We start from the raw sequence: 11,203 nt of genomic DNA, 5'->3' as shown, positions 1-11,203 counted from the left end.
CTTTTTTTAAACTGACAGATGACAATAGGTTGCTAGCATTTAAAATTGAACACATCCCTCCTCTGTCCCAACGTCCCGCGGCTTGTCCGCGGGATCCAGTAATTAGATGTACACTTGATCCGACACAGCGCGGCCTTTGGCTAAGAGGTGAGAATGAGCAATTGAAATCCGGCAAGGTGGGCATAAGAAGCGTCATTTAATCAGCCTTTAAATTAAAGGATGTCTTCTGTCGCCATTTCTTTTATATCCTCGACAATGCCTGGGACTCTTTGTTTGAAGTGTTTACGACAGGTTGAAGAATACATATCATTGCCCCCAATAACCACTTGTTCCCCTTCAGTTATCACTTCACCTTGAGCATTTACCCGTAAGATCATGGTTGCTTTACGGCCACAGTGGCAGATGGTTTTAAGTTCAACCAACTCATCCGCCCAAGCCAAAAGATATTGGCTTCCTTCAAACAGCTCTCCCCGGAAATCAGTCCGTAGTCCATAAGCGAGGACAGGTATACCTAATTGATCTGTAATTTCCGTTAATTGATGCACTTGTGCTCGTGTTAAAAACTGTGCCTCATCTACTAACACGCAAGCATATTTCATATGTTGTAATATCAATTTCTGATACAGATCATCTTTTGGGTTAAAAATCAGGGCGGCTTCAGATAAACCGATTCGAGAGTGGACAACACCCTGTTGATAACGATTATCAATGGTGGGTGTAAACAACAAAGTATGCATGCCCCTTTCGCGATAGTTATAACTGGATTGTAAGAGAACAGTACTTTTTCCTGCATTCATTGCCGCAAAATAAAAATAAAGTTTTGCCATATTTAGTTCTTCCTTCTTGCTTTTACCTAAATTCATTCTTACACGGTTTCACTACAATTGAATCACTGAAATTGAAGCGATTTTAAAAAAATTTTTTGTTATAGTACCCTTGAAGAAATGATGTTTCACTCACAGACAAAGCAATTGTCCTACAATTCCGTGCTCCGCTGCATTTCAGCTTTGTGTCTTTTGCGTGAAAATCTTTCTTGTGATTTCTTAAAATTTAATAAAGAAACATCAAAATGGGTACTTGAGATAACTATGAACTCGAAAATAAAAATTTTATTTACTGCATTGATTTTAATGCTGACAACTTCACTAAGTCAGGCTGATGTACTGCTTAAAGACACCCAGGGGAACACCATCTCTTTTGCGTCTCTAAAAGGAAAATGGGTTCTTATTAATTATTGGGCTGGATGGTGCAAAACATGTATTGATGAAATTCCTGAGCTCAATCGTTTTTACCAAAAACATGAAAAAGACTCTGTTGTTTTATTTGGCGTAAATTACGATGGCTTATCCGTAAATCAACAAAAAAAATTAATTCAAAGATTTAATATTCTGTATCCATCCCTCGCCACTGATCCTGCATTCGCGCTCGGTCTGGGGGATATTATCGGAGTACCTGTTACCTTTGTGATTAATCCCAAAGGTGAACTGGTCAATACACTCTACGGAGGCCAAGATCTGAAAAGCTTGGAAATAGAATTAGGTAAAGCCTAGATAAAACCAACAGCGTTCATTGGGGAAATAAACGCTGTTTCTGTGCTTGGGTAATGCGAATCTTGAGTAACCAATCTCCCTCTTCATTGTTCGACTCGCTTAATACGGAACCCAGTTCGTATAATTGTGCACGCAATTTGGCCTGATTGGACTTAAGTACGATATTTTCAATGAGTACTGCACCATGCAATTGGGTGCTAATTGCTTCTTTGAGCAAATCAAGGCCCAGATTGGCGGCCGCAGAAATCCAAACTTTACAATTTTCCTCCTGATAATCCACTTTAGGTTGCCAATCGTCTTTCAAATCAATTTTATTAAATACTAAAATCATAGGAACATCATGAACGCCTATTTCATCTAAAACCTGTTGTACTGAAAAAACATTGTCTCGCCAATGAGGGTCAGAAACATCAATCACATGCAATAATAAATCCGCTTGTTGTGTCTCCTCTAATGTTGCGCGAAATGCCTCAACCAGTTGATGGGGTAAGTCCCTGATGAACCCTACCGTATCAGTTAAAATGACAGAGGAAGAGCCTGGTAAATTAAGCTGGCGCATGGTGGGATCTAAAGTAGCGAACAATTGATTGGCTACATAGATACTTTCTCCAGTTAGCGCATTAAATAAGGTGGATTTACCCGCATTCGTATAACCTACTAGTGACACTGTAAGTAAAGAAGCCTTTCGTCGGGCCTGGCGGTTTTGGTCTCGGCTACTTCGAACTTTTTCCAAACGCTTGTTAATGTATTTGATTCGTTCTCGTAATAAACGGCGGTCTGTTTCTAACTGGGTTTCACCAGGGCCGCGCAAGCCGATACCACCTTTTTGACGTTCCAAATGAGTCCATCCACGTATTAATCGTGTGGATAAGTGCTCAAGTTGCGCCAACTCTACTTGCAATTTTCCCTCAAAAGTACGTGCCCTTTGTGCAAAAATATCGAGAATCAAGCCGCTTCTGTCGACAACGCGACATTCAAATAACCGCTCTAGATTTCGTTCTTGAGAGGGGGATAATTCATGATTCACCAAAACCAATTCAGCATCAAATACCTTGACCAATTCGGCTATCTCTTCAGCCTTGCCCTTGCCAATATAATATTTGGCATCGGGCGTTGCGCGTGTACCTAAAACACAATCTAAGATTTCCGCTTTCGCTGACAAGGCTAGTTCTTCAAATTCCTCTAATGCTTTATCTGCGTCTATTCCTGGTAGTGCGAGTTGCACCAATATTGCTCGTTCACCGCCTTTAGGACGTTCAAACACTAACCGATTCTCCAAAAAAACTAAACCGCGGCATAGCCCCCTTCAATCTACCTAAAACAGAGCTTTGGCTCATGCCAGGGAATGAATTATAAACCAGGTTTTTCTAGGTTGGGCTAAGCCCAACCTACTATGCTCTTTTAATAAGGTATTAGTCTGCCACAGTTCCTTCGCTTTCACCAGATTCATCTTCCGCAGGCATTTTTATTGCTCTAGAAGGAACCACCGTTGAAATGGCATGTTTATAAACCATTTGGGTTATCGAATTTTTTAGCATCACGACATATTGATCAAACGAATCTACAATACCGTGTAATTTAATTCCATTCACTAAAAAAATGGATACAGGCACCTTTTCCTTGCGCAATTCATTTAAAAAAGGGTCTTGTAATAAATGATTTTTAGACATTGCCCACTCCTTGTTGTTATTGTATTTTTTAAAGGCAAAACATGCATCTGATCACTTATTCGACATTTTTTCAGAAAACTTTAGATTAATTTCATGACAGTTCGATTTTAATCCGTTAATATAGGTTGCAAATTTAACTTAAATGTCTCAGGTCTGATTCTATTAAACCAGCAAAGTCAATACGTCTTGAGTATCGAAGCACTGCATACATCCAGTATCAAGGATACCGAGCTCAAAGAAAGTACATTTGACCCGTTAAGTCAAAGGAAAAAAATAAGACCAATATAAAGGATTTCGGTGGTATCAGTACCGGAAAAGAGCAAAGGAGATTACATTATTTAATGGGATTTCCTTTGAATTGTTCATTACATGTACTCATCTTTATTTAAGGAGGATTAAATGGCATTTACTCATCTTGAATTATTTGCACTGGAAAATCCCTACGAACGGCTAAGTGATGGCGATTCATTGGCAAGCAATGCGTCCCTGCTGAATAAATTAGCCTATAAAGAACAACTCAGTATCGCTACAAAGATAATCGCAGGTTGCCCTGAATCCAAATTCAAAAAATATGGGCTTCATATCAAAGCAATAGAAAGCCTTAATCAAGATAAAGATACATTCCACTCAGTACTTGATAAAGCTTATCAAGTCAGACAAGGCATCACCTCTTTGCTTGATCCGAACAACCCCAATCCTCACGGCCTATTTTTAGGAAATGAATTTAATCCTTCCCTTTTTCACCGTTTTGAAGACTTATCCAACCAATTATTGGAAGGTAATGAGCAAGCCATTGCAGAACGTTTGGCCTTATGTGTCCCAACACAAGATCAAAGCAAATTGGCCTATAATGTTCGTCATACATTCTCCCAAAAAACCCTGTCTGAAAAATTACAATTGGCCTTGGTACTTCGCCGAGATATTGAACGATTATTATTGAGCGATAATCCTGAAAAATTTTTTATGAGCCGCGATTACAATGAGGAGGCCTGTAAAGCATTTATTAATCTGTTCCGAATCTTACTAGAAGGTAAAGAAGAGGAAATCGGTACGAAATTGGGCGCACTCCAATCAGAAAATGCACGTGCTTCAATCAAACGTCAATTGGCGTTGTTGCACACTGAAGCATTTGATGAAACCAATCCTTTCAAACTCGTTGCCGATTCCCTTTCTGTAAAAGAAAGTTTGGAACAAAAGAAAATGAGATCTCAAGCAAAAAACCCTAATAATTATTTTAATAACAGGACGACAACCCCTTCATTTCACAATCCTTTACCCACTATAGAGGAAGAGGGGAATGAGTCCTTTAGTGATGAAGAAAATTTTTCTTTACACGATAGAGAAGAAGTGGATGAAATTGATGGTATTCTAATCTATAGTTCGCCCAATGGCATAAAGCTATAAAATACATTTGCCCTTACCATGTAAGGGCGTTTTTTTATCTTTAAAATGTTAGAGAGGTAAGTTAATGACACAAGATAAATTGACTGTCGCATTGGTACAAGAAAAATGGCATGAAAATCCTAAAGAACATCAAGACAAGCTGGCTTCGGGAATTCATGATGCTGCGCAACAAGGAGCTGCGGTTGTATGCATGCAAGAGTTAACGCTAAGCCCTTATTTTTGTACGCGTTCAGATGTAGATCCCAAACCTTTTATGGAAGATATCCATACAGGCCCTACTGCCCAATTTATCAGTAAAATGGCAAAAACTTACAATATCTGCATTACTGCATCCCTGTTTGAAAAAGCAGGTTATAATACTGCGGTGGCCTACAGTAATAACGGAGAACTTATTGGTATAACCCGTAAGCAACATATTCCAAGCGGGGAAAAATACCACGAAAACTTTTATTTTAAACCAGGAGATTCCAACTATCCTGTTCATCAAATTGCGGGGCATAAATGGGGATTACCTACTTGTTATGATCAATGGTTCTCGGAGTTATCTCGTATTTATGGTTTAAAAGGTACTGAGATTTTAGTTTACCCAACTGCCATTGGGGGCGAACCTACCGCGCCTGAAGTAGACACACAACCGCTCTGGCAAAAAGTTATGATAGCTCAAGGAATCATGAGCAATACATTTATCATTGCCGCCAACCGCATTGGATGTGAGGACGGATTGGAATTTTATGGTAGCAGCTTTATTAGTACCCCAATGGGTGAAATTTTGACCCAAGCATCTCGCGATAAGCCTGCAGTTTTAGTAGCAGAACTCGATTTCAATATCAGGGCTTTATGGGGAAGATTATTTCCCTTTGCACAACAGCGAGAACCTTCAACATATCAAGAATTAGTAAAATCCCGTTAATCCCTTTGGAATGCCAACATGATGAACACCAATACACCATCTGAAGAAAATCTATACAACATCAACAACTGGGGAGAGGGATACTTCAGTATTAATTCCAAAGGGAACATTGAAATGAGCAAAGCCCCGGGAAAACCCGGAGTTGAGCTACAGGCAATCGTAAACGCCGCAAGCAGGACAGGGCTTCATTTGCCGCTACTCATCCGCTGTTCTGATATTTTACATGATCGCGTTCACCAGATTAATGAAGCTTTCGCTAAGGCCATAGAAGAAAATGGATACACTGGAACTTACAAACTGGTTTATCCCATTAAAGTAAACCAGGAACAAAGTGTCGTAAGGGAACTATTAAAAGCACCCAGCTATTCCATAGGACTAGAAGCAGGTTCAAAGCCTGAGCTCATGGCCGTTATAGGAATGTTAAGCAATCATCCCAACAGTACCATCGTATGTAATGGTTATAAGGACAGTTGTTATATCCGGACCGCACTTATTGCGCAACAAATGGGCCATAGAGTATTCATTGTTATTGAGAAGATATCCGAGCTCGATATCATTTTAAAAGAATCTGCCCATTTGAAAATTAAACCAACCCTTGGCGTGAGAATTCGCTTAATTACAAAAAGTGCTGGAAAATGGGAACATACCGGCGGAGTTAGGTCTAAATTTGGTCTTAATGCAAAACAAGTTCTGGAATTAATCAATCAATTAAAAGCACATAATATGCTGGATTGTTTACAACTCATGCATTGTCATTTAGGTTCGCAAATCGCCAATATCCATGATATTCGTCATTGTATGCAGGAAGTATCCCGTTATTATGTTGAGTTGCGCCAATTAAATGCACCAATCAATACAATTGATGTGGGTGGGGGGTTAAGTGTGGATTATGAGGGTACCCATTCAAACCATGGATGCTCGATGAATTACAGTCTGCATGAATATGCCACCCACATTCTTCTAGCCATCCAATATCTTTGTCAGGAAGCCAATGTTCCTGAGCCTAATATTATTTCTGAATCCGGCAGAGCATTGACAGCACACCATGCGGTTCTTATTGCAGATATCAGTGATATAGAAATCATCAATAAATCCCCTTCTCTTCCCGAAATAACTGACGAAGACTCACATGTGATTCGGGATATTTATGATACATATCATTCCATTACGGCAAGTTCCCCTATAGAAATATATAACTATGCAGAACATTCCTTGAATGAAGCCCATTCATTATTCAAACATGGGGTCATTAGTTTACAAGAAAAAGCAAAAGTAGAGGCGTTTTATACCAACATTTGCTTGGAATTAAAAAACAGACTGAATACGGAAAATCCATCCGAACAAGAATTATTAACAAAAATAAATGAAGACCTGGCGGTCAAGGTCTTTTGTAATATTTCCTTCTTCCAATCAATTCCAGATGCCTGGGCGATAGGTCAAATTTTTCCTATTGCACCCATTTCCCAGCTTACAAACACTCCTAAAATGCATAGTGTATTACAAGATCTAACTTGTGATTCGGATGGCACCATTAAAGAATATCTTGGTAGTTCTTGCGTCAATTCAACGCTCATGCTTCCTCCATATGATAGCAATAATCCCTACTCATTGGGTTTTTTCCTTGTTGGTGCCTATCAAGAAATTCTTGGTAATTTGCATAATTTATTTGGTGATACCAATTCTTTGGATGTTAAGCTTTTTGATGATGGACAATTTGAATTGAATGATTTAGTCAGTGGCGATACGGTGACCAATGTTTTGAACCTCGCCCATTTCGATACAAAAAAATTGGTTCAATCTTATGAGAAGCAACTTATTCATGCAGAACTCCCTAAAGAGACGATGCTTTTATACTTAAATGAATTAAGAAGCATTTTTTCCCAGCTCACTTATTTAGACGAAAACATTCGGAGAAAATAACATGACACCGAAACAAAGCGGATTTTTAATGCCCGCTGAATGGCATCCCCATGAGCGATGCTGGATGGCTTGGCCCTGTCATTTAGAAACTTGGTCGAAGATAGGTCTTGAAAAAGCACGGGCAGCCTATGCACGAGTTGCTCAAGCAATCGCTCAATATGAACCCGTAACCATGTTGGTCAATCCGGAAGATGAAGAAACAGCTAAAAGCTTATGTGGCGCGGAAATTACGCTATTTCCGCTACCAATCAATGATTCTTGGACTAGGGATACGGGGCCTACTTTTTTATTGAATCAAAACCAGCAATTGGCTGGAGTAGATTGGATCCATAATGCTTGGGGCGGTAATTATCAGGATTTTAGTTTAGACAACCAAATTGCTGCTGCAATCATAAATAAAACGAACGCCTTGGCATTTAAAGCGCCTTTGGTCATGGAAGGGGGATCTTTTCATGTAGATGGAGAAGGAACCATTTTAACTACCCGTGAATGCCTGCTTCATGTGAATCGAAACCCACAGCTTAACCAGGAACAGATAGAAAATTATCTTTATGATTATTTGGGTGCAGAAAAAATTATTTGGTTAAATCGAGGTTTATTGGGTGATGAAACGGATGGCCATATCGATGAAATTGCCTGTTTTATTGCTCCTGGGAAAGTTTTATGCCTGATTACCCATGATAAGGAAGATCCCAATTATTCTCTCTTACACGAGAACCTGGAAATTCTCAAATCAGCCACGGATGCAAAAGGTAGAAAGCTTGAAATTTACACTGTAGAACAACCACCGGCTACTTATCTAAATGGAGAGCGGCTCACTTTATCCTATATTAATTTTTATTTGGCCAATCAGGGGATTGTGATGCCCGCTTTTGGTTATGCAGAACAGGATAAAGCAGCATATGACTTGTTCACGACTTTATATCCAGGTTATCAAATAACCCAAATTGATGCGCTGGATGTTTTTGCAGGGGGCGGTGGTATTCATTGTATAACCCAACAGGAACCCAAGACAACATCTTTAATTCTTTAAGATATTTCTTACACGTCATTACTCAATAAGCCCAATGACAAGGGCATTTAAAAAGCTATACTCTTACTTAAAAGGAGGACAAGGAATTGTCTGACAGGAAGTCAAATTAAGGGACAAGTACATGGGATGTACTTCGCTGCAAGGATGCAGCACACCAAACTTAAGTATCTTATTTCTCCATAAAATTCTCTCTTTATCACTTAAACTGGAAAGAGAGAATCCTATTTAGATTTTACGTTTTGTATTCCGCGCTATCGTTAGGACAGCACGCAGTTTTTTATTTATACTTTCAGGGAAGAGGTAAGTTCTTCGGCTTCTTTCTCGGAAAATACCTTAACGAAATCTCCTTTATAGGTGCCAAAAACTCCATTAAAACGACCTTCAAATTTATTCGGTTGAAATAAAGTACCCGCCATGAGATGGCTTTTCGCGATCAGCTCTTGTGCATTAGGCGATGGATTATTCGTATTTGTTTTTTCTTTTAATTTTTTACTTATCTCAGCAATTATTTCATCAGCTGCCGCATCTAAAACCAAGTTTTGATCGTCTAAACCCTCTCGATGCTGATTATTAATATAAATATCCGCACCCATAGAGCTACTTGCGGTAAATTTAAGGAAACCTGGTCCTACATATTTTCTTTCTTGTTGTAAGCATTCGTTACGCTCCCGGCCGCGCTGAGAAATATCCCGTTTGGTACGACGTTCTATAATATCGGAGTAACTATCAGTACCTATATTCACTGTGACAGCAGTCATATCCGATGACCAATGTTTTTTATAAAAATACTGGGCAAATATTCCTTCCATGATAATCACATCAGAAGGATGAATCTCTTCTTCACCGTTTCGTCGGTTGGTTTTGAAATTAAAAATTGGTTTTTTTATGGACATACCTTGATAAAGAGAACCAATATGCTCCTGTAACAGGTCAAGATGCAGCATGTCGGGAGTATCGAAATTGGTATTCGTGCGAAAAAAGTTGATACTCACGTGTTCAGGACGCTCATGATAATAATCATCCATATTCAATATTTGCGCACTCACACCAGATTGTACCAACTTATCCAATAGATGTTTGGATAATCCAGTTTTTCCAGATGCAGATGCTCCTCCAATAATTATAAAAATCATATTCGCCCCAAGGATATGTCAAAATTAAATTCACAAAGTTGGCGAATTATACATAAGGTTTTTGATTACTCAACTCATTTCTGAATGATTGAGAGGTTATTCTTATTTATTAAAAATATGAATGTTACTGTTTGCTCATTTAAAGTTGAACTATTCACAACACAGCTCATCAATCAGCTTGCTTTATTCAGCATTTTTGACAATAAAATCGGAAGATCTCTTGATTGATGTAGTCAACCAAGAGTTCAGAGGGACTATTCGTTCTTAAAGGCATAATGGACCAAATCAGGAATCAAATAGAAAAGATTCGGTGATCCTAGGCCTGTGACATAATCATATCCGGATCGGGCTGTACAATAGTAGCCACAAGCTCCATTGGTACCGAAGGTAATGTCATGATAGTTGTAAATATACTTTCCGGAACTTGGACTGGCTGCACCATACAATTTACGCAAAATACTAAGACCATGGTTTTTGCCGTAATAAGAATTCGCGATTGCAATAATTCCTGCCCATTGAGGCGCTCCTGCACTTGTACCACCTACTACGAACCAACCCGAGCCTTGGGGACCTGGTATGGAGTTATAAACTGAAAAGCCTGTATCCGGATTGGCATTATAAGCGACATCAGGGACGCCCCTTCTATTATTTGCGAGAGGGATGGGTAAGTTTTTTTGACGCGTGGGTTCGACTTCATAAATACTCAGCCCGCCACCGCTTCCTGACCAGGTTTCCTCACCCTGGTAATTACCATAAGAGTCCGTAAATAAAGTAGTCCCACCTACAGCGAGGACATAAGGTGATGCTGCAGGATAGCTCGTCCCGGTACCACTATCACCCGAAGACGCGACGAAGCTGACTTTGCTACTAATAAATACATGATCAAAGTAAGTTTCCTGAGGAAATTCGTTAGCGCCCCAACTCATGGATACCACTGTCGCCCCATTATTTATGGCGACTTGTATTGCCTGAAACAAGCTATTCAGGCTATCATCGGCAGCTTCCACTAAAAGAATTTTTGCAGAAGGCGCTACAGCATGTGCCCATTCAACGTCTAATGCAATTTCTCCTGCCCATCCTGCATCGGTTCTTGGTCTGACACCATTGGCATATATTTTTCTAAAACATCCATTAGTAGAATTACAAGGTAATATTCCGTAATGTGAGGTGAATACCGCTAAGTCATTTTGGATTCTTGGATGATCATAAGCATCCACTATTGCGATAACCTGACCTTTACCTAAATTTCTTACTTGAGTAAAACCATAGGCAACACGAACTTGACGTGGCGCTAATCCCGAAGGATAGGCGCTCAGTGTATTTGGCTTATAATGTATGGGGGGATGGGCCTTTCCTGGAACCTGAGGCAGTGCACTGGCCTGTGAACTCAAAATGAACAATGCAAGGGGAACAATCAACTTCTTCAACGTTATTCCCTTAAATTTTATTTTCATAGTATCTCCTTATAATAAATCTTGGTGCTAGATTTTTGTTTTTAGAAATACAACTATTAATCTAATTGAAAACTATATGATCAACAAACGAAATAGTTTACTTTACTACAGAACATGTATGGATGGACA

The 11,203-nt window shown here is 39.4% G+C and carries 11 protein-coding genes; 5 read left to right on the top strand and 6 right to left on the bottom strand.

Annotated features, from left to right (window positions below):
• Nucleotides 1–196, bottom strand: a 196-nt coding sequence (locus tag BU07_RS17645) for a hypothetical protein (RefSeq protein ID WP_211249050.1), incomplete at its 3' end; no start/stop codon positions are given.
• A 16-nt stretch (nucleotides 197–212) separates the two neighbouring features.
• A complete protein-coding gene (locus BU07_RS0113295) occupies nucleotides 213–827 on the bottom strand; it encodes a thymidine kinase (protein WP_031566797.1) in 615 nt (204 codons plus the stop codon).
• A 261-nt stretch (nucleotides 828–1,088) separates the two neighbouring features.
• On the opposite strand from BU07_RS0113295, the gene BU07_RS0113290 reads away from it, so the two are divergent.
• Nucleotides 1,089–1,550: a TlpA disulfide reductase family protein gene (locus BU07_RS0113290; RefSeq protein WP_031566795.1), complete on the top strand. Its 462-nt coding sequence runs from the start codon at nucleotides 1,089–1,091 to the stop codon at nucleotides 1,548–1,550.
• Nucleotides 1,551–1,566: 16 nt separating this feature from the next.
• Here the strand turns inward: BU07_RS0113290 and hflX are convergent, their stop codons facing one another.
• Nucleotides 1,567–2,814, bottom strand: coding sequence for a ribosome rescue GTPase HflX (gene hflX / locus BU07_RS0113285; protein ID WP_031566793.1), 1,248 nt, complete (start codon nucleotides 2,812–2,814; stop codon nucleotides 1,567–1,569).
• Nucleotides 2,815–2,962: 148 nt separating this feature from the next.
• Entirely contained in the window at nucleotides 2,963–3,220 is a 258-nt protein-coding gene (gene hfq / locus BU07_RS0113280) for an RNA chaperone Hfq (protein ID WP_031566791.1), read from the bottom strand.
• A 399-nt stretch (nucleotides 3,221–3,619) separates the two neighbouring features.
• On the opposite strand from hfq, the gene BU07_RS0113275 reads away from it, so the two are divergent.
• The 4 genes from BU07_RS0113275 (at nucleotide 3,620) to BU07_RS0113260 (ending at nucleotide 8,487) form a co-directional block, all read left to right on the top strand.
• Entirely contained in the window at nucleotides 3,620–4,624 is a 1,005-nt protein-coding gene (locus BU07_RS0113275) for a lpg0008 family Dot/Icm T4SS effector (protein ID WP_051635590.1), read from the top strand.
• Nucleotides 4,625–4,688: 64 nt separating this feature from the next.
• Nucleotides 4,689–5,534 carry a carbon-nitrogen hydrolase gene (locus tag BU07_RS0113270; RefSeq protein ID WP_031566788.1) on the top strand — a complete coding sequence of 282 codons (846 nt, stop codon included), beginning with the start codon at nucleotides 4,689–4,691 and terminating at the stop codon, nucleotides 5,532–5,534.
• Nucleotides 5,535–5,555: 21 nt separating this feature from the next.
• The gene (gene speA / locus BU07_RS0113265) at nucleotides 5,556–7,454 is read left to right on the top strand and encodes a biosynthetic arginine decarboxylase (protein ID WP_031566785.1); all 1,899 of its coding nucleotides are present in this window, start codon (nucleotides 5,556–5,558) and stop codon (nucleotides 7,452–7,454) included.
• 1 nt (nucleotide 7,455) lies between these two features.
• Nucleotides 7,456–8,487, top strand: a complete 1,032-nt coding sequence (locus BU07_RS0113260; RefSeq protein WP_031566783.1) for an agmatine deiminase family protein — start codon at nucleotides 7,456–7,458, stop codon at nucleotides 8,485–8,487.
• A 281-nt stretch (nucleotides 8,488–8,768) separates the two neighbouring features.
• On the opposite strand, the gene BU07_RS0113255 is transcribed toward BU07_RS0113260, so the two are convergent.
• Both BU07_RS0113255 and BU07_RS0113250 read right to left on the bottom strand, forming a co-directional pair.
• Nucleotides 8,769–9,620 (bottom strand): uridine kinase family protein, encoded by an 852-nt coding sequence (locus BU07_RS0113255; RefSeq protein WP_031566781.1) that lies wholly within the window; start codon nucleotides 9,618–9,620, stop codon nucleotides 8,769–8,771.
• 254 nt (nucleotides 9,621–9,874) lie between these two features.
• On the bottom strand, nucleotides 9,875–11,074 hold the full coding sequence (locus BU07_RS0113250; RefSeq protein WP_051635588.1) for a S53 family peptidase: 1,200 nt from the start codon (nucleotides 11,072–11,074) through the stop codon (nucleotides 9,875–9,877).
• Between the last annotated feature and the right edge of the window lie 129 nt (nucleotides 11,075–11,203).

Origin of the sequence: Legionella wadsworthii DSM 21896 = ATCC 33877 (assembly GCF_000701265.1) — a bacterium.
Lineage (GTDB): Bacteria > Pseudomonadota > Gammaproteobacteria > Legionellales > Legionellaceae > Legionella > Legionella wadsworthii.
Note: the sequence above shows the minus strand (reverse complement) of the source record. Positions and strands in the feature narration are given on the sequence as shown.

Bases quoted from the DNA above. Each gene is read 5' to 3' on its own strand.
- BU07_RS0113295 (WP_031566797.1), bottom strand. From the start codon at position 827: ATGGCAAAACTTTATTTTTATTTTGCGGCAATGAATGCAGGAAAAAGT.
- BU07_RS0113290 (WP_031566795.1), top strand. From the start codon at position 1,089: ATGAACTCGAAAATAAAAATTTTATTTACTGCATTGATTTTAATGCTG.
- hfq (WP_031566791.1), bottom strand. From the start codon at position 3,220: ATGTCTAAAAATCATTTATTACAAGACCCTTTTTTAAATGAATTGCGC.
- BU07_RS0113275 (WP_051635590.1), top strand. From the start codon at position 3,620: ATGGCATTTACTCATCTTGAATTATTTGCACTGGAAAATCCCTACGAA.
- BU07_RS0113270 (WP_031566788.1), top strand. From the start codon at position 4,689: ATGACACAAGATAAATTGACTGTCGCATTGGTACAAGAAAAATGGCAT.
- speA (WP_031566785.1), top strand. From the start codon at position 5,556: ATGAACACCAATACACCATCTGAAGAAAATCTATACAACATCAACAAC.
- BU07_RS0113260 (WP_031566783.1), top strand. From the start codon at position 7,456: ATGACACCGAAACAAAGCGGATTTTTAATGCCCGCTGAATGGCATCCC.
- BU07_RS0113255 (WP_031566781.1), bottom strand. From the start codon at position 9,620: ATGATTTTTATAATTATTGGAGGAGCATCTGCATCTGGAAAAACTGGA.
- BU07_RS0113250 (WP_051635588.1), bottom strand. From the start codon at position 11,074: ATGAAAATAAAATTTAAGGGAATAACGTTGAAGAAGTTGATTGTTCCC.